Origin of the sequence: Xylophilus sp. Leaf220, assembly GCF_001421705.1 — a bacterium.
In the GTDB taxonomy this organism is placed as follows: Bacteria; Pseudomonadota; Gammaproteobacteria; order Burkholderiales; family Burkholderiaceae_C; genus Xylophilus.
Genome location: NZ_LMKO01000026.1, coordinates 107602 through 127196 on the forward strand (window position 1 = coordinate 107602; position 19595 = coordinate 127196).

General features: G+C 71.1%; 20 protein-coding genes. 14 read left to right on the plus strand and 6 right to left on the minus strand.

Annotation, left to right across the window (positions count from 1 at the left end; genetic code table 11):
* Window positions 1–14: 14 nt before the first annotated feature.
* The gene (locus ASE76_RS17760; RefSeq protein WP_236698515.1) at window positions 15–983 is read right to left on the minus strand and encodes a lytic transglycosylase domain-containing protein; all 969 of its coding nucleotides are present in this window, start codon (window positions 981–983) and stop codon (window positions 15–17) included.
* Window positions 984–1056: 73 nt separating this feature from the next.
* Window positions 1057–3033, minus strand: a complete 1977-nt coding sequence (locus ASE76_RS17765) for a DNA topoisomerase IV subunit B (RefSeq protein WP_055842687.1) — start codon at window positions 3031–3033, stop codon at window positions 1057–1059.
* A 183-nt stretch (window positions 3034–3216) separates the two neighbouring features.
* Between ASE76_RS17765 and ASE76_RS17770 the strand changes: the two genes are divergently transcribed.
* The 9 genes from ASE76_RS17770 (at window position 3217) to ASE76_RS17810 (ending at window position 11054) form a co-directional block, all read left to right on the plus strand.
* On the plus strand, window positions 3217–4443 hold the full coding sequence (locus tag ASE76_RS17770; protein ID WP_055842691.1) for an MFS transporter: 1227 nt from the start codon (window positions 3217–3219) through the stop codon (window positions 4441–4443).
* On the plus strand, window positions 4440–4628 hold the full coding sequence (locus tag ASE76_RS17775; protein WP_055842694.1) for a hypothetical protein: 189 nt from the start codon (window positions 4440–4442) through the stop codon (window positions 4626–4628). Before ASE76_RS17770 ends, ASE76_RS17775 begins: the two co-directional genes overlap by 4 nt.
* The gene (locus ASE76_RS17780; RefSeq protein ID WP_236698516.1) at window positions 4613–5191 is read left to right on the plus strand and encodes a bifunctional 2-polyprenyl-6-hydroxyphenol methylase/3-demethylubiquinol 3-O-methyltransferase UbiG; all 579 of its coding nucleotides are present in this window, start codon (window positions 4613–4615) and stop codon (window positions 5189–5191) included. The genes ASE76_RS17775 and ASE76_RS17780 overlap by 16 nt, the downstream gene beginning before the upstream one ends.
* Window positions 5192–5299: 108 nt before the next feature.
* Window positions 5300–6196 carry a 4-hydroxy-tetrahydrodipicolinate synthase gene (gene dapA / locus ASE76_RS17785; RefSeq protein ID WP_055842698.1) on the plus strand — a complete coding sequence of 299 codons (897 nt, stop codon included), beginning with the start codon at window positions 5300–5302 and terminating at the stop codon, window positions 6194–6196.
* 65 nt (window positions 6197–6261) lie between these two features.
* Window positions 6262–7362 (plus strand): outer membrane protein assembly factor BamC, encoded by a 1101-nt coding sequence (gene bamC, locus ASE76_RS17790; protein ID WP_055843071.1) that lies wholly within the window; start codon window positions 6262–6264, stop codon window positions 7360–7362.
* Window positions 7363–7475: 113 nt separating this feature from the next.
* The gene (locus ASE76_RS17795; protein ID WP_055842701.1) at window positions 7476–8252 is read left to right on the plus strand and encodes an MBL fold metallo-hydrolase; all 777 of its coding nucleotides are present in this window, start codon (window positions 7476–7478) and stop codon (window positions 8250–8252) included.
* Between the two features lie 282 nt (window positions 8253–8534).
* Complete coding sequence (locus ASE76_RS17800) at window positions 8535–9560, plus strand: ABC transporter substrate-binding protein (protein WP_055842704.1); 1026 nt, start codon at window positions 8535–8537, stop codon at window positions 9558–9560.
* A 13-nt stretch (window positions 9561–9573) separates the two neighbouring features.
* The gene (locus ASE76_RS17805; RefSeq protein WP_055842705.1) at window positions 9574–10581 is read left to right on the plus strand and encodes an isopenicillin N synthase family oxygenase; all 1008 of its coding nucleotides are present in this window, start codon (window positions 9574–9576) and stop codon (window positions 10579–10581) included.
* Window positions 10578–11054: a VOC family protein gene (locus tag ASE76_RS17810; protein ID WP_156362869.1), complete on the plus strand. Its 477-nt coding sequence runs from the start codon at window positions 10578–10580 to the stop codon at window positions 11052–11054. The genes ASE76_RS17805 and ASE76_RS17810 overlap by 4 nt, the downstream gene beginning before the upstream one ends.
* Here ASE76_RS17810 and ASE76_RS17815 read toward each other — a convergent pair.
* Entirely contained in the window at window positions 11044–12033 is a 990-nt protein-coding gene (locus ASE76_RS17815) for an isopenicillin N synthase family oxygenase (RefSeq protein ID WP_055842708.1), read from the minus strand. The two genes, ASE76_RS17810 and ASE76_RS17815, sit on opposite strands and share 11 nt — an antisense overlap.
* Window positions 12034–12398: 365 nt before the next feature.
* On the opposite strand from ASE76_RS17815, the gene ASE76_RS17820 reads away from it, so the two are divergent.
* On the plus strand, window positions 12399–12917 hold the full coding sequence (locus tag ASE76_RS17820; protein ID WP_055842711.1) for a nucleoside deaminase: 519 nt from the start codon (window positions 12399–12401) through the stop codon (window positions 12915–12917).
* A 115-nt stretch (window positions 12918–13032) separates the two neighbouring features.
* On the opposite strand, the gene ASE76_RS17825 is transcribed toward ASE76_RS17820, so the two are convergent.
* Together ASE76_RS17825 and ASE76_RS17830 are read right to left on the minus strand one after the other, a co-directional pair.
* The gene (locus ASE76_RS17825; RefSeq protein ID WP_055842714.1) at window positions 13033–13314 is read right to left on the minus strand and encodes a DUF427 domain-containing protein; all 282 of its coding nucleotides are present in this window, start codon (window positions 13312–13314) and stop codon (window positions 13033–13035) included.
* Window positions 13311–14273, minus strand: a complete 963-nt coding sequence (locus ASE76_RS17830) for a LysR family transcriptional regulator (RefSeq protein WP_055842717.1) — start codon at window positions 14271–14273, stop codon at window positions 13311–13313. Before ASE76_RS17830 ends, ASE76_RS17825 begins: the two co-directional genes overlap by 4 nt.
* A 108-nt stretch (window positions 14274–14381) precedes the next feature.
* Between ASE76_RS17830 and ASE76_RS17835 the strand changes: the two genes are divergently transcribed.
* From ASE76_RS17835 to ASE76_RS17850, 4 genes are all read left to right on the plus strand, one after another.
* A complete protein-coding gene (locus tag ASE76_RS17835) occupies window positions 14382–15119 on the plus strand; it encodes a DsbA family protein (protein ID WP_055842720.1) in 738 nt (245 codons plus the stop codon).
* Window positions 15120–15195: 76 nt separating this feature from the next.
* The gene (locus ASE76_RS17840; RefSeq protein ID WP_055842723.1) at window positions 15196–15807 is read left to right on the plus strand and encodes an NAD(P)-dependent oxidoreductase; all 612 of its coding nucleotides are present in this window, start codon (window positions 15196–15198) and stop codon (window positions 15805–15807) included.
* A gap of 175 nt (window positions 15808–15982) precedes the next feature.
* Window positions 15983–17560, plus strand: a complete 1578-nt coding sequence (locus ASE76_RS17845; RefSeq protein WP_055842726.1) for a glucan biosynthesis protein — start codon at window positions 15983–15985, stop codon at window positions 17558–17560.
* 146 nt (window positions 17561–17706) lie between these two features.
* Window positions 17707–18060, plus strand: coding sequence for a cupin domain-containing protein (locus ASE76_RS17850; protein ID WP_055842729.1), 354 nt, complete (start codon window positions 17707–17709; stop codon window positions 18058–18060).
* 54 nt (window positions 18061–18114) lie between these two features.
* On the opposite strand, the gene ASE76_RS17855 is transcribed toward ASE76_RS17850, so the two are convergent.
* Window positions 18115–19329: an MFS transporter gene (locus ASE76_RS17855; RefSeq protein WP_055842731.1), complete on the minus strand. Its 1215-nt coding sequence runs from the start codon at window positions 19327–19329 to the stop codon at window positions 18115–18117.
* Window positions 19330–19595 lie beyond the last annotated feature (266 nt).

Sequence of the window (19595 nt, forward strand, 5' to 3'; positions counted from 1 at the left end):
GGGAAAGGAAGGGCTCATTCGCCGGGGGCGGTCATGGAGGAGGAAGCGTTGCTGGCGAAGGCGGCCACCGCGGCGCGCGACACGCGGCGTCCGCCGGGGGCGCCTGGCGTGCCGGATGCGGCCGCCACGTCGGAGCCGGCCGCCGCACCGGGCACGGCGCTGACGGGCAGGCGCTCGGCCGGCGGCGGCGCCAGCTCCATCCGCACCCGGTGCGGACTGCCGTCGGCCGGCGCTCCGCCGCGGCCCGGCAGGTCGGCACCGGTGCGCGTGGACGATGCCGCTCCCGTGGGCCGCAGCAGGTGGTAGATCTGCATCACCGTCTTCACGTAGTTCTGCGTCTCGGGATAGTTGGGCACCTTGCGGCCGGCGCGCTGCACCGCGCCTTCGCCGGCGTTGTAGGCGGCGATCGCCAGCTCCAGCTGGCCGGGAAACAGGTCGAGCAGGTAGCGCAGGTGCCGCGTGCCGGCACCGATGTTGACCAGCGGATCGACCAGCTGCCGCACCACCGGCTGGTTGGGCCGGGCGGCGATGCCGTACTGCTGGGCGGTGGCCGGCATCACCTGCATCAGGCCGATGGCGCCGCGCGGCGAGACGGCCGCGGCGTCGAAGCCCGATTCGGTGACGATCAGCGCCTGCAGCAGCGCGTAGTCGATCTTGCGCAGGTCGGCCGCGGCCTTCAGGTGGTGCCGCACCGCCTTGTAGCCCGGCGAGATGTCGAAGAAGGTGCGCATCCGCGCCAGGCCGGCGCCAGCGGGTGCGGCCGAGGGTGCGGCGGCCGCCGCCGCGATGTCGCGGGTGTCGAAGCTCTGGCCGGCCTGGAAGAACAGGCTGTAGCGCTCGTCGACCTTCTCGGCGGCGAAGTGCGCGGTGCCCCGGTCGTCCACGTAGCCCCAGACGTCGGCCCGGGCCCCTTGCTGCGAAATCGATAGCAGGAGGCCGGCGCACAGCGCCGGCCAGCGGCCCGAAAGGCTCGCAATCCGCACCAGCGCGCGCCGCACCGCCCCCCTACGGCCGACGGAGCCGAAACGACCGCCGGGCCCGCCAGGGCCGCCGCGGCTAGACATCGATCTCCACCGTGTCGCCGTGCAGCTCCATCAGCTCGCGGCGGGCGGCGGCCTCGCCCTTGCCCATCAGCTTGGTGATGAGCTGCTCGGTCTGCACGAAGTCCATCACGCCCAGCTGCACCGGCAGCAGCCGGCGGGTGTCGGGGTTGAGGGTGGTGTCCCACAGCTGCTCGGCGTTCATCTCGCCCAGGCCCTTGAAGCGGCTGATGCTCCAGCCGTTTTCCTTCACCCCGTCCTTGCGCAGCTTGTCGAGCGTGGCGGTCAGTTCGCCTTCGTCGAGCGCATAGACCTTGGCCGCCGGCTTCTTGCCGCGGGCCGGCGCGTCGATCCGGTAGAGCGGCGGCCGGGCGACGAAGACATGGCCGGTCTCGATCAGCTTCGGGAAATGCCGGAAGAACAGCGTCAGCAGCAGCACCTGGATGTGCGAGCCGTCGACGTCGGCATCGCTCAGGATGCAGACCTTGCCGTAGCGCAGGCCCGACAGGTCGGGCGTGTCGTTGGGGCCGTGCGGATCGACGCCGATCGCGACCGAGATGTCGTGGATCTCGGTGTTGGCGAAGAGCCGGTCGCGGTCGACCTCCCAGGTGTTGAGCACCTTGCCGCGCAGCGGCAGGATCGCCTGGCTCTCCTTGTCGCGGCCCATCTTGGCGCTGCCGCCGGCCGAGTCGCCCTCGACCAGGAAGACCTCGTTGTGGGCCAGGTCGCGGCTCTCGCAGTCGGTCAGCTTGCCGGGCAGCACCGCCACGCCCGATCCCTTGCGCTTCTCCACCTTCTGGCCGGCCTTCTGGCGCACCTGGGCGGCCTTGATGGCCAGCTCGGCCAGCTTCTTGCCGTACTCGACGTGCTGGTGCAGCCACAGCTCCAGCGCCGGCCGCACGAAGGACGACACCAGCCGCACCGCGTCGCGGGAGTTGAGCCGCTCCTTGATCTGGCCCTGAAACTGCGGATCGAGCACCTTGGCGCTCAGCACGTAGCTGGCACGGGCGAAGACGTCTTCCGGCAGCAGCTTGACGCCCTTGGGCAGCAGCGCATGCAGTTCGATGAAGCTCTTGACCGCGTTGAACAGGCCGTCGCGCAGGCCGCTCTCGTGGGTGCCGCCCGCGCTGGTCGGGATCAGGTTGACGTAGCTCTCCCGCACCGGCGCGCCGTCTTCGGTGAAGGCCACCGCCCAGCTCGCGCCCTCGCCTTCGGCGAAGCTTTCGTGCGACCTGTCGGCGAAGCCCTCGCCCTCGAACAGCGGGATCACCGGATCGCCGTTGAGCGTCTGCGCCAAGTAGTCGCGCAGGCCGCCCTTGTACTGCCAGGTCTGGGTCTCGCGGGTCTTCTCGTTGACCAGCGAGACCGTCACGCCGGGCATCAGCACCGCCTTGCTGCGTAGCAGGTGGGTCAGTTCGCCCATCGGCAGGACCGGCGATTCGAAATAGCTGGCGTCGGGCCAGACGCGCACCGAGGTGCCCTGCTTGCGGTCGCCCTCGCCGGCCTGGCGGGTGGCCAAGGCCTCGATCACGTCGCCGCCGCCGAAGACCAGGCGCGCCGCCTTGCCTTCGCGGTACGAGGTGGCCTCGAGCCGGGTCGAGAGCGCGTTGGTCACCGACACGCCCACGCCGTGCAGGCCGCCCGAGAAGCTGTAGGCGCCGCCCGACCCCTTGTCGAACTTGCCGCCGGCATGCAGCCGGGTGAACACCAGCTCGATCACCGGTGCGTTTTCTTCGGGGTGCATACCGAAGGGAATGCCCCGGCCGTCGTCCTCGATGCCCACGGAGCCGTCGGCGAACAGCGTCACCTTGATCTTCTTGCCGTGGCCGGCCAGGGCCTCGTCGGCGGCGTTGTCGATCACCTCCTGCACGATGTGCAGCGGGTTGTCGGTGCGGGTGTACATGCCCGGCCGCTGCTTGACCGGCTCCAGGCCTTTCAGCACCCGGATCGAGCTTTCGGAATACGCGGGGGGAGTCTTGGGGGAAGTCGCCATGGGGCCGGATTGTAGTGAAAAGGCCCGCCCTACTGGATATCCATACAGATGCAGCCCTACCGGCGACGTGCAGGGCGGGTCCCGCCCGCGTCCTGCGGGGGCAGACGCGACCGCCGCTCTGGCGGACAATCGCGGCGCACGGCGCGCATCCACTTCCTGCACCGTGCCAGCCCCCACAGCACCATGCCCCCTACCCCGCACGCCTCCCTGCCCCTGCGGCAACTCCTCCTCTGCGGCGCGATCATCGTGACGCTCTCGATGGGCATCCGCCACGGCTTCGGTCTGTGGCTGCAGCCGATCACGCAGGAGATGGGCTGGACGCGGCAGACCTTCTCCTTCGCGATCGCGGTGCAGAACCTGTCGTGGGGCATCTTCGGCATCTTCGCGGGCATGGCGGCCGACCGGTTCGGCGCCTTCCGGGTGCTGCTGGGCGGATCGCTGCTGTACGCGCTCGGGCTGGCCGGCATGGCCTCGTCGCCCACGCCGCTGATGTTCATACTGAGCGCCGGCATCCTGATCGGCGCGGCCCAGGCCGGCACCACCTACGCGGTGATCTACGGCATCCTGGGCCGGCAGATCCCGGCCGAACGGCGCTCCTGGGCGATGGGCGTCACCGCCGCAGCCGGCTCCTTCGGCCAGTTCCTGATGGTGCCGGTCGAGGGGCAGCTGATCGCCCAGCTGGGCTGGCACCAGGCGCTGATGGTGCTGGCCGCCGCGGCGCTGCTGGTGGTGCCGCTGGCCTTCGGGCTGCGGGAGCCGGGCTTCGGTGCCGGCGCCGTCCGGCCGGTGCGCGACCAGACCATCCTGCAGGCCTTTTCCGAGGCGTTCCGCTACCCCAGCTTCCAATTGCTGATGGCCGGCTACTTCGTCTGCGGCTTCCAGGTGGTCTTCATCGGGGTGCACATGCCCAGCTACCTGAAGGACAAGGGCCTGTCGCCCGAGGTGGCCAGCTACGCGCTGGCGCTGATCGGCCTGTTCAACATCTTCGGCACCTACACCGCCGGCGTGCTGGGGCAGCGGATGGCCAAGCGCAAGATCCTGGCGTTCATCTACCTCTCCCGCGCGGTGGCGATCACCGTGTTCCTGCTGGTGCCGATCAGCCCGGCCAGCGTGTACGTCTTCTCGGCGGTGATGGGCGCGCTGTGGCTCTCCACCGTGCCGGTAACCAACTCGGCCATCGCGCAGATCTTCGGCATCCAGCACCTGTCGATGCTCAGCGGCTTCGTCTTCATGGGCCACCAGGTGGGGTCGTTCCTGGGCGTGTGGCTGGGCGGGCTGCTCTACGACCGTACCGGCAGCTACGACGTGGTCTGGTGGCTGTCGATCGCGCTCGGCGTCTTCGCCGCGCTGATCAACCTGCCGGTGCGCGAGGCGCCGATCCAGCGGCCGCGCAGCGCGGTGGCGGCATGAACGCCGGCGCTCCACTGGACATGCGCCCCGGAGGGGCGCCGCACACCGGCCACCGCCTGGTTCGTGTCGCGCTGCGGGCGGCCGCCGCGCTGCTGGCCACGGCGGTACTGGCCGGCGTGTTCATGCTCTACCTGCAGCCGGAATTCCTGCGCGCGCTGGCCGACCAGGTGTGGGCCTGCTTTTGAGCGGCGCCTGCGCGCCGTCGGACTGGGTGCGGCGCTGGAGCCATCTGGTGCCGGCAGGCGGCACGGTGCTCGACGTGGCCTGCGGCGGCGGCCGGCACCTGCAGTGGTTCCATGCGCGAAACCATGCGGTAGCCGGCGTGGATATTCGACCCGACGCTATCGAAATCGCAGCACGCTACGGCGAGGCGGTGCAGGCCGACATCGAGGCCGGGTCCTGGCCGTTCGCCGGCCGGCAGTTCGCCTGCGTGGTGGTCGCCAACTACCTGTGGCGCCCGCTGCTGCCCACCCTGGTCGCGAGCGTGGCGCCGGGCGGCGTGCTGCTGTACGAGACCTTCGCCGACGGCAACGCCGCCTGGGGCAGGCCGTCGCGGCCCGATTTCCTGCTGCGGCCGGGCGAGCTGCTGCAGGCCTGCGCCGACCTGCGGGTCGTCGCCTACGAGGAAGGCTTCTCGCCGACGCCCACGCCGCGCTGCGTGCAGCGCATCGCCGCCGTCCGCCCATCAACGGACGGTGCGGCGCAGCCACCGACGCTGGAGCCGGGGAACCCCGGGCCGCCCCGCTGACTCAGACTCCGCGGCCCGGCCCGCGACCGGCTTTGCAGGCCGTTTGCGATCGCCCACCCCCGACTGGCTAAAATTCGACGCTTTGACCGACCGGCACCCTCCACCGACATGACCTTGCACAACGGTTCCCTCACAGGCAGCATCGTGGCCCTCGTCACTCCGATGCACGACGATGCCAGCGTGGACTATCCCACCCTGCGCAAGCTCATCGACTGGCACATCGCCGAGGGCACCGACTGCATCGGCGTCGTGGGAACCACCGGCGAATCGCCCACCGTCGACGTCGAGGAGCACTGCGAGATCATCCGCGTGTCGGTCGAGCAGGCGGCGGGCCGGGTGCCGATCATGGCCGGATGCGGCGCCAACTCCACCAAGGAGGCGATCGAGCTGGCCCGCTTCGCCAAGGGCGTGGGCGCCGATTCGCAGCTGCAGGTGGTGCCGTACTACAACAAGCCGACGCAAGAAGGCCAGTACCAGCATTTCAAGGCCATCGCCGAAGCCGTCGGCGACCTGCCCACCGTCCTCTACAACGTGCCCGGCCGCACCGTTGCCGATATGCTGCACGACACGGTGCTGCGCCTGGCGCAGGTGCCGGGCATCGTCGGCATCAAGGAAGCCACCGGCAACATCGAGCGCGCGCAGTGGCTGATCCGCGACGTGCCCAAGGGCTTCGCGGTGTACTCCGGCGACGACCCGACCGCGGTGGCCCTGATGCTCTGCGGCGGCCAGGGCAACATCAGCGTGACGGCCAACGTCGCGCCGCGCCTGATGCACGAGCTGTGCGTCGCCGCCATCGCCGGCGACGCCCGCCGCGCGATGCAGATCCAGCAGCAGCTGATGCCGGTGCACAAGCACCTCTTCGTCGAGGCCAACCCGATCCCGGTGAAGTGGGCCCTCTCGCGCATGGGCCGCTGCGGCGGCACGATGCGCCTGCCCATGACGCCCCTGGCCGACGCCAACGGCCCGGTCGTCGAACAGGCGCTGCGCGCCGCCGGCCTGCTGTGAGCCGCACGCCGCCGCCTGCCGCCCGTCTCTCTCATTTCAAACGCAAGGGATTTTCCGTGACCCGAATCGCACCTGTCGCCCGCCGTTTCGGCCTGCTGGGCCTGGCCTTGGCCCTGTCGGCGTGTTCGGTGTTCGACACCGACAAGATCGACTACAAGAGCGCCGGCCGCGCCCCCACCCTGGAGGTGCCGCCCGACCTGAGCCAGCTCTCGCGCGACTCCCGCTACGTGGTGACCGGCGGCGTCGCCTCGGCCGCCGGCTTCCAGGCGGCGCAATCGGCCGCCGCGCCCGGCACCGCCGGTGCCGCCCCGGCGAGCCTGGGCGACGTGCGCATCGAGCGCGACGGCAACACCCGCTGGCTGGTGGTCAACCGCCCGGCCGACAAGCTGTGGGACCCGGTCCGCGACTTCTGGCTCGAGAACGGATTCCTGCTGACCATCGACCAGAACAACCTCGGCATCCTCGAGACCGACTGGGCCGAGAACCGCGCCAAGCTGCCGCAGGACATCATCCGCAGCACCCTGGGCAAGCTGATCGACTCGGCCTACTCCACCGGTGAGCGCGACAAGTTCCGCACCCGCCTGGAGCGCACCGCCGACGGCAAGACCGAGATCTACATCAGCCACCGCGGCATGCAGGAGGTCTATGTCGACAAGGCGCAGAAGGACCAGACCGTCTGGCAGCCCCGCCCGACCGACCCCGAGCTGGAGGCCGAGCTGCTGCGCCGCCTGATGGTCAAGCTGGGCGGCGCCTCCGAAGCGCAGTCCAAGCAGATGATCGCGTCGGGCCCCACGGTGCGCAACACCGCGCGCGTCGCCAGCGTCGACGGCCTGCCGGCGGTGCAGATCGACGAGAACTTCGACCGCGCCTGGCGCCGGGTGGGCCTGACGCTCGACCGCACCGGCTTCACCGTCGAGGACCGCGACCGCAGCCAGGGCGTGTACTTCGTCCGCTACGTCGCGCCCAACGCCGACAAGAAGGACCAGGGCTTCCTCGGCAAGATCTTCAACCGCAACCCCGACGCGTCGCCGCCGGTCAAGTACCGCATCGTCGTCAAGGGCCAGGGCGAGCAGAGCACGGTAACGGTGCAGAACACCGCCGGCGCGCCCGAGCGCTCGGCCGACGCGGGCCGCATCGTCCAGGTGATCGCCGACGACCTGAAGTGATCCGGCGGCCCGTCCGGGCCGCAGCGCTTCCGCCCTCCGAGCCGGCCGTCCCACAGGACGGCCGGTGTGCATTTCGGCCTTCCTTTTTCGCCTTCGCGCTCCACTTCCCTCCCATGCTCCGATTTCGCAACCTGGCCAGCGGCAGTACCGGTAACGCCACCGTGGTCGAGGGCCGCAGCGGCACCCGCACCACCCGCCTGCTGGTCGACTGCGGCCTGGGCATCCGCCAGCTCGAGCAGCGGCTGAAGCTGGCGGGCCTGGCGGCGACCGACATCGGCGCGGTGTTCATCACCCACGAGCATTCGGACCACATCGGCTGCGTGCAGGCCTTCGCGGTGCGCAACCGCATCCCGGTGTGGATGAGCCACGGCACCCACGCGGCGCTGGGCGCGCCCGATTTCGACGGCCTGCTGCAGGTGGCGCACGACATGGCGCCGATCGACTTCGGCGGCTTCGAGGCGCGGCCGTTCACCGTGCCGCACGACGCCCGCGAGCCGCTGCAGCTGCGCTGCTCCGACGGCGCTGTGCACCTCGGCCTGCTGACCGACCTGGGCCACGCCACCGCCCATGTGCTGGAGCAACTGCAGGGCTGCCACGCGCTGATGCTGGAGAGCAACCACGACCCCGAGTTGCTGGCGCTCTCGCGCTATCCGGACTTCCTCAAGCGCCGGGTCGGCGGCCGCTACGGCCACCTGGCCAACGCCGCGGCCGCAGAGGTGGCCGCGGCCGTGCAGCACGCCGGGCTGCGGCGGGTGGTGGCCGCCCATCTGAGCGAGCGCAACAACCGTCCCGACCTGGCCCGCGCCACCCTCTCCGCCGCGCTGGCGGCCACCGCGGCGCAGATCGACATCGCCGACCCGCTGACCGGCACCGACTGGTTCGAGGTCTGATGCCCGACCGGCCGCATGGCCGGCCGCGGAAGACCCGGGGACCGCCGGTGTCTGGCATGGAAACTGCATTACCGGCCGCGAGAGAGTAGAAGCGTTCACCGTCGCACCGCAGGCGCCGCCATCGGCACGCCGCCGGGAAGGTCGGCCGGAAATTGCTCTCGGAGTCCGCATGCTGAAAGCGCTCGGCTGCGACGGTGGGGCAGGCCATGCCCGGCCTGTCCGCAGCACCGAAATGCGCGCCGCATGCGCCCGTGCCCCCCGCTTCTCCGGAGCCTGTCCGCCATGCAACGCCGTTCCCTTCTCCGCGCCGTCGGCGCCGCCCCCTTCCTGGCCGCCACGCCTTTCGTCCGCGCCCAGGGTTCCCTGCAGAAATTCAAGTTCAACCTGGGCTGGAAGGTCGAGGCGACCGCCGCCGGCTTCCTCCTGGCCCAGCAGCGCGGCTACTACAAGGACGCCGGCCTGGACGTGACGATCGACACCGGCAACGGATCGGCCGCGGCGATCGGCCTGGTGGGCAGCGGCGCGTACGACTGCGCCTCGGCCGACCTGGCGACGATGATCGAGTTCAACGTCAACAACCCCTCGGCCCGGCTGGCCGCGGTGGCGATCCAGTACGACCTGAACCCCAACGCGATCATCGTGCGCAAGGACGGCCCGATCAAGACGCCCGCCGACCTGGCGGGCAGGAGCATCCTGGGACAGCCGTTCAACGCGTCGAGGAAGCTGTTTCCGGCCTTCGCCAAGGCGCAGGGCTTCGACCCCTCCGGCGTGAAATGGGAGAACGTGGCGCCCGACATCGGCGACACCCGCTTCGTGAAGGGCGACTTCGACGCGTCGGCCTATTTCTACTTCACCGGCCTGCTCAATTTGCAGGCACGCGGCATGGGGCCGGAACAGCTGACCGTGTTCCGCTTTTCCGACCACGGCATGAAATCGTACGGCAACGGCCTGGTCGCCAACGGCCGCAGCATGGAGCAGCAGGACGCCATGCGCGCTTTCGTGAAGGCGACCACCCGCGGCTGGATCGACGCCATCGCCGACACGAAGGCCGGTGCCGCGGCGGTGAAGGCGCGCGAGCCGCTCGCCAACGAGGCCATCGAGTACGCGCGCCTGCAGCTGGTCGTCGACGGCAGCATGAAGACGCCCGACACCCGCACGCACGGCTGGGGCGGTGCCACCCCCGCACGGATGCAGGCCACCATCGACGAGACGGTGGCCGCCTTCGGCCTGAAGGCCAGCCCGGCCGTCGCCGACATCTGGACCGACCGCTTCCTGCCCGCACCGGCAGACCGCCAGCTGAAGGCCTGAGCCGGTGGCGCAGATGGACACCATTCCCGTCATCGACCTGGACGGCGCCCTGGCGCCGGGCGGCCCGCGCAGCGCAGAGGTGGCGGCGCAATTGCGTGCCGCGGCCATGGCGTCGGGCTTCTTCTACGTGCGCCGGCACGGCATACCCTCGGACATGCTGCAGCGCCAGTTCGACCTGGCGCAGGACCTGCTGGAACTGCCCGCCGCCACCCGGGCGGCGCTGGACATGCGCCACTCGCCCACCATGCGCGGCTACGAGAACATCGGCGCGCAGACGCTCGACGCCAGTGCCCATGCCGACCTGAAGGAGAGCTTCTACTGCGGCATCGCCTACCCGGCCGACCACCCGTACGTGCAGGCCGGCTACCAGACCTACGGCGGCAACCAGTGGCCGGCAGAGCTGCCCGAGGCACCTGCCGTCTGCGAGGCCTACATCCAGGCGATGCTGGGCCTGTCGCGCCGTCTGATGCAACTGATGGCCCTGTCGCTTGGCCTGCCCGAGGACTACTTCGACGCCGACAGCGAAAGCCCGATGGTGACGCTGCGCATGGTCCGCTACCCGCCGCAGCCCGCCGATGCCGACGACCGCACCTTCGGGGCCGGCGCCCACACCGACTGGGGCGCCCTGACCCTGCTGGCGCAGGACGGCCACGGCGGGCTGGAGGTCTGCATGCCCGACGGCGGCTGGGTGCCCGCCACGCCGATGGAGGGCTGCCTGGTGGTGAACCTGGGCGACATGGTGCCGCGCTGGACCAACGGCCGCTACCACTCCAATCCGCACCGGGTGCGCAACCTGCATTCGGGCGGTGCGCCGCGCTATTCGATCCCCTTCTTCTACGAGCCCGACTACCTGGCCCGGGTCGAGGCGGTGCCCGGCACGGTGCCGGCCGGCGAAGCGCCGCGGTTCGCGCCCTGTACCGTGGGCGAACATCTGCGCGAGATGTACCTGCGCACCTACGGCCTGAAGGAGTCGGCGGGCACGGCGGCGGCCCCGGCCGGGACGGCGGGCGCCGGCGCATGAAGCTCTGGTTCAACCTGCTCTGCCGCGACATGGAGGCGCAGATGCGCTTCTACCAGGCGCTGCTGGGCTGGCAGGAAGCCGAGGCCAGCCGTTCGCCGATCTACCGCGCGCTGGAATCCGAGGGCGTGCAGTTCGGCTTCAACGCGCAGCCCGCCTACGCGTTGCTGGCGCTGGAAGACCGCGCGCCGGTGCCCACGCTCGCCGCGCCGGTCACCGCCTATGCCACCTTCATGCTGCCCACGCCCGATGCGGTCGACGACGTGGCCGACCGCGTCGGCGCGCTGGGCGGCCGGGTGATCAGGATGCCGTACGCCACCTACTACGGCCAGTGGCAGGCGGTGTTGACCGACCCGGAGCAGCACGTGTTCCGCATCAGCGCGCACACGCTGCCGAGCGGCGCGGTCGCCGCACCCCACCCTGGGGGGCGAGGGGCGCCGCCCCTCGGAGCGACGAGCGACGCCCCTACTTCTTGAAGTTGGCTGCGATCCGCTGGTTCAGGTAGTCGCCGGCGGTGATCGGCGGGTACTTGCCGCTGGGCGATTCGATCACCGCGTCGCGGTTGGCCTGGCAGAAGAACGCCAGGCTGTAGCGCGGGCCCATGGTTTCGCCGGCCACCGGGTTGCGCACCCGGTGGAAGTTGCTCGGCAGCCGGTCGTCGCTCCAGCGCATCAGCATGTCGCCGATGTTGCAGGTGATCAGGTCTTCCTGCGGCGCGATCGAGGTCCACTCCTGCGCGTCCATCTCCTTGCCCGGGCAGACCTGCAGGCCGCCCTGCCCCTGGCGCTGGTAGAGCAGCGTCAGGCAGTCGAAATCGGTGTGCGCACCGGCCCGCCAGAGACCCAGCGAGCGCTGCTCTTCCGGTGGAATCGCGTAGTAGTGCAGCATCCGCAGCGTGCTTTGGTAGCTCGGCCGCGCCGGGTCGTGCGCGCGGGTGAAGAACGCCTCGTCGAAGCCCAGCTTCAGCGCGAAGCACGACAGCAGGCGCATGCCCACCGCCCAGCTCTTTTCCTCGAAGGCCAGCATGGTCGCGCGGAAGCCGGCCAGTTCGTCCTCGGTCGGCCACAGCCCGTCCATGTGCGGGCGGGTGATCTGGTAGGACTCCTTCTGGTCGGGCGTGCCGGTGGAGGGCCGCACCTGGGCGCGGCTTTCCCAACCCGAGTTGAGCGCCTTCTTCAGCGGGTACTGCGCCTTGACGCTGTCGGGCAGCGCGAAGAAGCGCTCGGCCATCGCGAAGGCCGCTCGCATCTCGGCCAGGTCGATGCCGTGGTCGGCCACCTGGAAGAAGCCGACGTCGACCGAAGCGTCCCAGAGCTGGTCGGCGATCTCGGCCTTGCGGCGGTGGAAATCGGCCAGGCTGATGCGGCGGATCTCGCGGGTGGTGGTCTCCGAACCCATCGCGCCCATGCGCGTTTCTTTCTGGAGTTCGGCCATGTCGTAGGGGGTGCTGCTCATACGTTCGTGCTTCTCGAAGGAGGGGGCCGCGCGGGCCGGATGCACCGACGGAGGAGGCGGGATCACGGCGCCCCGGCTCCTCCGCGGTACGCGGTGCCGGAGAGCAATTCCCGGGCGCGCCCCGTTGCAGGGCACGATGAACGCTTCTACTCTCTCGCCGCCCGGGCAAGCAACTTGCGCGCCATGCGCGAGTCGGCCGGGCCGCGGGTGGCCGCACTGGCACGGAAGCTGCACCCGCCGTCGGCAGCAGAGTAGAAGCGTTCAGCAGCATGCCCCGGCCTGGGGCCTGCGCCCGGAAATTGCTCTGGACGCACCGGCGGCGTGCAAGCGCGCCGGTGCCGAACCCACCCTTTCCGGAGTCCCACATGACCGATCTTTCCGCCACGCCCCTGCCCGCCCCGGTGCCGCTCGACGCGCGCGACGGCCTCTACCTGCGCCGGGCCATCGCCCTGGCCGACATCGCCCGGGCCCGCGGCAACCGCCCCTTCGGCGCGCTGGCGGCGCTGCCCGACGGCACGGTGCTAGACGAAGCCTGGAACGCCAACCACGAGACCGGCGACTGCACCGCCCATGCCGAGACCTCGCTCATCCGCAAGCTCTCGCCCCGCTTCACCCGCGAGGAACTGGCCCGCGCCACGCTGTACTCGTCGGGCGAGCCCTGCGTGATGTGCGCCGGGGCCATCTTCTGGTCGAACATCGGCCGGGTGGTGTACGGCATCGACGCGGTGCGACTGCGGGTGTTCCGGGGCGAGCGTGCCGACCAGGTCGACGCCGAGCTGTCGTGCCGCGACGTGTTCGCCGCGTCGCCCAACCCGATCGAATGCATCGGGCCTGCCCTGGTGGAGGAAGCCAGCGCCTCGCACGTCGGCGCCTGGAAGGTCTGAGCGCCTCAGCGTCGGTTTTCGAAGGAAAAATAGCCGAGGCCGGCGCGCATGGCCGACCTCCAGCTATCGATTTCGTAGCACGTGCGGCCCGGCGCCGGGCGGTGCCGGCCGACGGTCAGGCGGCGACCTTGACGCCCTTCCAGAAGGCGACGCGGCCGCGGATCTCTTCGGCGCCCGGCTTCGGCTCGGGGTAGTACCAGGCGGCGTCGGTGTTCATCTCGCCGTCGACCAGCAGCGAGTAATAGCTGGCCTTGCCCTTCCAGTGGCAGTTGGTGTGGTGGTTGCTGAAGGTGACGAAGTCGCGGTTGAGCGAATCGGCGGGGAAGTAGTGGTTGCCTTCGACGAGTACGGTGTCGTCGCTCTCAGCGATGGTCTTGCCGTTCCAGGTGGCTTTCATGCGGTCTTCTTCCTTTGGGGTTGGGGCACGGCCCCGGGGACGGGGTCTGCAGGGGGACCAGCATAGCCCCACGCGGGATCGGCCGCAAAACGGGCGGCCAGGAAGTCGAGCAGACTGCGCAGGGTGGCCGGCATGTGGCGCCGAGACGCGTATATGCCGTGCACCCCGAGCGTGGGCGCCACCGCGTCGGTCAGGAGCGCCACCAGCTCGCCGCTGGCGATGCGGCGGCGCGCCTCGTAGACCGGCTGCAGCGCGATGCCGGCGCCGGCCACCGCGGCCTCCAGCAGCGCGCCGGAATCGTTGGCGCTGAGGTTGCCGCCGACAGCCACCGCCACCGGCACGCCGTCGCGGGTGAACTGCCAGAGGCTGCGGCCGAAGTAGGTGTAGGTCAGGCAGTTGTGCAGCGCCAGGTCCTCCACCCGCCGCGGCGTGCCCCGCGCCGCCAGGTAGGCGGGCGATGCGCAGACGACCGAACGGCAATCGGCGAGCCGGCGCGCGATCAGGTTCGGATCCAGCGCGTTGGTGATGCGCAGCGCCAGATCCACCCGCTCTTCCACCAGGTTGACCGCCTGGCCGCCGAGCAGCAGGTCGATCGCCACCTGCGGATGCGCCCCCAGGTAGTCGGCCACCGCGGGCGCCAGCCAGTGCTGCGCCAGCGACGAAGTGCAGGCGATGCGCAGCGTGCCCTGCAGCACCTGTGCCTCGTCGGCCGCCGGCTGCGGCATGTCGCCCGCCAGGGCCAGCAGCTCGCGGCAACGGGGCAGCAGCGCCTCGCCGGCGGCCGTCAGGCCCAGGCGCCGGGTGCTGCGGTGGAGCAGCCGCACGCCGGCCCAGCGCTCCATCTGCGCCAGGTAGCGCGTGGCCATGGCGCGCGACATGTCGAGTTGGTCGGCGGCAGCGGTCAGGCTGCCCCGGTCGACGGTGGTCACGAAGACCTGGGCGGCCACGATGCGGTCCATGGAAATCCTGTCTGATCGATAGGCGCAACAAACCTTTGCGCGTAAGGCGGTTTTTGCATTGTTCCATGCAACCTACCATGCGGCCTGCACAGAACCCGGCCGCTTCCCATGACCACCACCCTCCATTACTTCTTCGATCCCTTCTGCGGCTGGTGCTACGCCGCCGCCCCGCTGCTGAAGGCGGCCCGCGACGTCACGGGACTGCGCATCGCCCTGCACGGCGGCGGGATGATGGCGGGACCCAATGCCCAGCGGGTCACGCCGGCCCTGCGCGACTACGTGATGCCGCACGACCGGCGCATCGCGGCCACCACCGGCCAGCCTTTCGGCATCGCCTATTTCGACGGGCTGCTGCGCGACGGCACCGCCGTCTTCGACTCGGCGCCGCCCACCGCCGCCATCCTGGCCGCCGAATCGCTCGGCGGCCACGGCGCCCGGCTGCTGCACCGGCTGCAGCAGGCGCACTATGTCGACGGCCTGCGCATCGCCGACGGGCCGGTGCTGCAGACGATGGCCGAAGAGGTGGGGCTCGATGCCGGGGCGTTCGCCACCGCCCTGGCACGCACCGTGGGCGCCACCACGCAGCAGCATATCGAGGACACCCGGGCGCTGATGCGCAAGACCGGCATCCAGGGATTTCCCGGCGTGGCGCTGGAGACGGCCGACGGCCGCTTGCAGGTGGTCGACGCCGGCCGCTACCTGGGCCAGCCCGCCGCCTGGCAGGCGCTGCTGGCCGAGCGGGTGGGCACGCCGTCGGCTGCCGAGGCGGTCCTGCAGACGGATGCACGCATGCCGGCCGGCGCAGCTGCCGCGGCGCGCTGCGGACCGGACGCCTGCGCGCGGTAGCCGACGCCGTACCCAGCGCACCACAACGGACCCGCGCGTTCCCTTCCACACCGTCTTTTTTCACCAGGAGCACACCATGAAGATCGCCCTCGTCGGCATCACCGGCCGCGCCGGTTCCCGCATCGCCACCGAACTGCTGTCCCGCGGCCACCAGGTCACCGGCATCGCCCGCGACAGCGCCAAGGCCGCCGCTCGGCCGCAACTGACCCTGCAGGACGGCGACGCGTCGCAGCCCGACACGCTCGCACCCCTGCTGCGCGGCCACGACGCGGTCGTCAGCGCCACCCGCTTCGACGGCAGCGACGCCGCGCAGCTGCTGCAGGCGGTGCGCAGCGCCGGCGTGCCGCGCCTGCTGGTGGTGGGCGGCGCCGGCAGCCTGGAAGTGGCCCCGGGCCAGGCGCTGATCGATGCCGAGGGCTTCCCGGCCGCGTACAAGGCCGAGGCCTCGGCCGGCCGCGATTTTCTGAACCGCCTGCGCCAGGAAACCGCCATCGGATGGACCTTCCTGTCGCCCTCGGCTGTGTTCGAGCCGGGCGAGCGCACCGGTCGTTTCCGGCTGGGCGGCGACGCGCTGCTGTCGGACGCTTCGGGCGACAGCCGCATCTCGATGGAGGACTACGCGATCGCCCTCGCAGACGAGGTCGAGCAGCCGCGCCACACCGGCCGCCGGTTCACCGTCGGTTACTGAGCGGCACACCAGGACCTGCAGCAGGCGGTTCTCCCGCACCGTGCGCGCGCCAGGCGCCGATGCGCCGCCCGCGGAAAAGACCCTGCAAGGCCGGCGGCCGCGCGCTGACCGGCGGCAGAGCGGCCCTTATCCTCGGGCGCATCTGTCTTCTCTCGCACCCCGTGGTGCACACCGCATGAAACGACGACGCTTTCTCGGCGCCGCCTGCGCCGGCACCGCCCTGGGCACCGGCCTGCCCGCCCCCGCCGCCTGGGCCGCCGGCCTCAAGCCGCTCGGCACGGCACAGCCCTTCGATGCCGCCTGGCTGCAGCAGCGGGCCCGCGCCCTCGCCGCCCGGCCCTGGAAAGCCCCGGTGGGCGAAGTGCCGCCGGCCATCGCCGGCCTGGGCTACGACGCCTACCAGGCGATCCGCTTCAAGGACGACCACGCCCTGTGGGCCGACCTGGGCCTGCCGTTCCAGATCAAGCTGTTCCACCTGGGCATGTTCTTCAAGCGCCGGGTGCACATCCACGAGGTGGTCGACGGCCGGGCGCAGGAGCTGGCCTACGACCCGGCGATGTTCGACTACGGCCGGAGCGCGCTCGACGGCGACGCGCTGCCGCCCGACCTGGGCTTCGCCGGCTTCCGCCTGGCGACCCAGGCCGCGCCGCGGCAGGACGTGGTCGCCTTCCTGGGGGCGAGCTACTTCCGGGCGGTGGGCGGCACGCTGCAGTACGGACTGTCGGCGCGCGGCCTGGCGGTCGATACCGCGCTGGCCCGCGACGAGGAGTTCCCCGACTTCACCGACTTCTACATCGAGCGGCCCGCGGCCGGCGCCGCCACGGTGGTGGTGCATGCGCTGCTCGATTCGCCCAGCATCGCCGGCGCCTACCGTTTCGCGCTCACGCCGGGCGAGCCGACGGCGATGGAGGTGCAGGCCGCCCTCTACCCGCGCAAGCCGATCGAGCGGCTGGGCCTGGCGCCGCTCACCAGCATGTACCAGACCGGCGAGAACGACCGCCGCATGGCCAACGACTGGCGCCCCGAGATCCACGATTCCGACGGCCTGTGGATGCACACCGGCGCCGGCGAATGGATTTGGCGGCCGCTGCGCAACCCGACGGCGCTGCGCTTCAACGCCTTCTCTGACAACAACCCGCGCGGCTTCGGCCTGATGCAGCGCGACCGCAACTTCGAGAACTACCAGGACGACGGCGTCTTCTACGAGAAGCGTCCCTCGGTCTGGGTGCAGCCCACCTCCGACTGGGGCCCGGGCTCGGTCGATCTGGTCGAGATCCCGACCGTGGACGAGACCTTCGACAACATCGTCGCCTTCTGGAACCCGCAGCAGAAGCCCCTGCCCGGCCAGGAACTGCTGCTGGGCTACCGCCTGTTCTGGGGCGACGAGCCGCCGGTGCAGATGCCGCTGGCCCGCTGCGTCGCCAGCCGCACCGGCCTGGGCGGCATCCTGGGGCGGGAGCGCAGGTACTACTCCTGGCGCTTCGCGGTCGACTTCGCCGGCGGCAACCTGGCGTCGCTGCCGCCGGGCACCGCGGTGGAACTGGTGGTGAGCGCGTCGCGCGGCACGCTGGAGCTGACCTCGGCCCGGCCTCTGGCCTCGGTCGCCGGCTGGCGCGCGATGTTCGACGTGGTGCCCGACGACACGGTCGAGCCGGTCGCGCTGCGGCTGTTCCTGCGCGCCGGCGGGCAGGCCCTCACCGAGACCTGGGTCTACGAATGGGTGCCGCCACCGGTGCGGGAACGGCAGGCCTGAGCGGCCGGTTGCGGCGCACGCGGCAGATTGCGCCGCGCCGGGCGTCCGATCGCGCATCCGCCGCCGTTTCGGGCCGGCATACGGCACCCGTCCTGCGGAGGATCGCCCTAGCATCTGGCGGTATCCCCATCCCGCAAGACCCGACCATGCCCGATCTGCTCGTCCCCTTCCGCTTCGACCACCTGGGCGATGCGCCCCGGTACCGCCCGCCGGCCGACCGGGTGATCGCGGGCGACATCGTCTGCCGCAACTGGGACGTCGACAGCGCCAAGGACGGCAAGGTACGGGCCGGCGTGTGGGAGGCCACCCCCGGCCTCAACCACTCGATCAAGGGCGACACCTGGGAGTTCTGCCTGATCCTGTCGGGCGTGGTCGAGATCACCGAGCAGGGCGCCGCGCCGCAGACCTTCAGGGCCGGCGACTGCTTCGTCATGAAGCCCGGCTACGTCGGCACCTGGCGCACGATCGAGACGGTGCGCAAGGTCTGGGTGATGGCCTGAGGGCCTGATCCCGCCGGTGCCGCACCGCACGCCGGCCGATGCGGCGCGTGCCGGTCAGCGCACAGCGCGGGAACGCGCCACGGCCACCGATACCGCGAACACGCCCAGCCCGCCCAGCGCCAGCAGCGCTCCGACCCACCCGGTCGAAACCCAGCCCAGTCCGCCCGCGATCGCCAGGCCGCCCAGCCAGGCGCCCAGCGCGTTGGCGATGTTGAAAGCCGAGTGGTTCAGCGCCGCCGCCAGCGTCTGCGCATCGCCCGCGACGTCCATCAGGCGGATCTGCAGGGCCGGCGCCAGCGCCACCGTGGTGCCGATGAAGAAGATGGTGACCGTCGCGGCCACCGCGTCCGAAGCGGTGAAGCAGAACGCGCCGAGGACCAGCGCCGCCCAGACCAGCACGCCGCCGATGGTGCGGGTCAGGTCGCGGTCGGCCAGCCGCGCGCCGACCACGTTGCCCGCCACCATGCCCAGGCCGAACACCGCCAGCACCAGCGGCACCCGCGCAGGCGACAGGCCCGCCACCTCGATCAACGTCGGCTTCACGTAGCTGAATACCGCGAACAGCCCGCCGAAACCCACTGCGCCGATCCCGAGCGTCAACCACACCTGCAGTCGTCGCAGGGCGCCCAGTTCCCGCAGGGGGCTCGCCTGCAGGTCGGCAGGGGTATCGGGCACGTGCCGGCGCACCATCCAGGCCGCGCCCAGGCCGATCAGGCCGACGAAGACGAAGGCGGTCCGCCAGCCCAGGGCCTCGCCCAGCCAGGCCGACAGCGGCACGCCGACCACCGTGGCGACGGTCAGGCCCAGCATCACCGTGGCGATGGCGCTGGCGCGGCGCCCCGGCGGCGCGAGACCGGCCGCCACCAGGGCCGCGACACCGAAATAGGTGCCGTGCGGCAGCCCGGCGACGAAGCGCAGCAGGTTGAGCGACAGATACCCCGGTGCGGCCGCGCTGGCGAAGTTGCCCAGGGCGAACACCAGCATCAGCGCCACCAGCAGGCTGCGCCGCCGCCAGCGCGCGCCCAACACGGCCAGCACCGGCGCGCCGACCACCACGCCGAGGGCATAGGCGCTGATGACGTGGCCAGCCGTCGGGATCGAGACGTTCAGGTCGCGGGCCACCTCGGGGAGCAGCCCCATGATCGCGAACTCGCCGGCGCCGATGCCGAAGCCGCCGACCGCCAGGGCGAACAGCGCCGCGCCGTTGCCGGAGCCCGCGCGTGCAATGGGAATGGTGGCGGGGCTGGTTTCGGCGGGCGAGATGTGCATGGCGGTCCGGGGAAGTCGGTGGTCGTGGCGCCACCCTAGGGAATACCCTCGATTGTGCGGCCGTTGCACCACGACGGCGGGGTGCCGGGTCTTTCGCACACCCCTGCTGGCAGTGCGCCTGCGAGGTCAACGAGCCCGAACCTGCATGTAGGACATCCCGAACAGGCCGCCGGACCTGTCCTATCCTGATGTCGGGGATGAGAGCGCATGCGGTGGTTGCCCTCTCCTGCATCCCGGTCGCGGTCTGTCCATAGAGTCGAGCCATC

What these genes read in the sequence shown, in the direction of transcription:
- ASE76_RS17765 (WP_055842687.1), bottom strand. Translation starts at nt 3,033, where the DNA reads ATGGCGACTTCCCCCAAGACTCCCCCCGCGTATTCCGAAAGCTCGATC.
- ASE76_RS17770 (WP_055842691.1), top strand. Translation starts at nt 3,217, where the DNA reads ATGCCCCCTACCCCGCACGCCTCCCTGCCCCTGCGGCAACTCCTCCTC.
- ASE76_RS17775 (WP_055842694.1), top strand. Translation starts at nt 4,440, where the DNA reads ATGAACGCCGGCGCTCCACTGGACATGCGCCCCGGAGGGGCGCCGCAC.
- dapA (WP_055842698.1), top strand. Translation starts at nt 5,300, where the DNA reads ATGACCTTGCACAACGGTTCCCTCACAGGCAGCATCGTGGCCCTCGTC.
- ASE76_RS17795 (WP_055842701.1), top strand. Translation starts at nt 7,476, where the DNA reads ATGCTCCGATTTCGCAACCTGGCCAGCGGCAGTACCGGTAACGCCACC.
- ASE76_RS17800 (WP_055842704.1), top strand. Translation starts at nt 8,535, where the DNA reads ATGCAACGCCGTTCCCTTCTCCGCGCCGTCGGCGCCGCCCCCTTCCTG.
- ASE76_RS17805 (WP_055842705.1), top strand. Translation starts at nt 9,574, where the DNA reads ATGGACACCATTCCCGTCATCGACCTGGACGGCGCCCTGGCGCCGGGC.
- ASE76_RS17810 (WP_156362869.1), top strand. Translation starts at nt 10,578, where the DNA reads ATGAAGCTCTGGTTCAACCTGCTCTGCCGCGACATGGAGGCGCAGATG.
- ASE76_RS17815 (WP_055842708.1), bottom strand. Translation starts at nt 12,033, where the DNA reads ATGAGCAGCACCCCCTACGACATGGCCGAACTCCAGAAAGAAACGCGC.
- ASE76_RS17820 (WP_055842711.1), top strand. Translation starts at nt 12,399, where the DNA reads ATGACCGATCTTTCCGCCACGCCCCTGCCCGCCCCGGTGCCGCTCGAC.
- ASE76_RS17825 (WP_055842714.1), bottom strand. Translation starts at nt 13,314, where the DNA reads ATGAAAGCCACCTGGAACGGCAAGACCATCGCTGAGAGCGACGACACC.
- ASE76_RS17830 (WP_055842717.1), bottom strand. Translation starts at nt 14,273, where the DNA reads ATGGACCGCATCGTGGCCGCCCAGGTCTTCGTGACCACCGTCGACCGG.
- ASE76_RS17835 (WP_055842720.1), top strand. Translation starts at nt 14,382, where the DNA reads ATGACCACCACCCTCCATTACTTCTTCGATCCCTTCTGCGGCTGGTGC.
- ASE76_RS17840 (WP_055842723.1), top strand. Translation starts at nt 15,196, where the DNA reads ATGAAGATCGCCCTCGTCGGCATCACCGGCCGCGCCGGTTCCCGCATC.
- ASE76_RS17845 (WP_055842726.1), top strand. Translation starts at nt 15,983, where the DNA reads ATGAAACGACGACGCTTTCTCGGCGCCGCCTGCGCCGGCACCGCCCTG.
- ASE76_RS17850 (WP_055842729.1), top strand. Translation starts at nt 17,707, where the DNA reads ATGCCCGATCTGCTCGTCCCCTTCCGCTTCGACCACCTGGGCGATGCG.
- ASE76_RS17855 (WP_055842731.1), bottom strand. Translation starts at nt 19,329, where the DNA reads ATGCACATCTCGCCCGCCGAAACCAGCCCCGCCACCATTCCCATTGCA.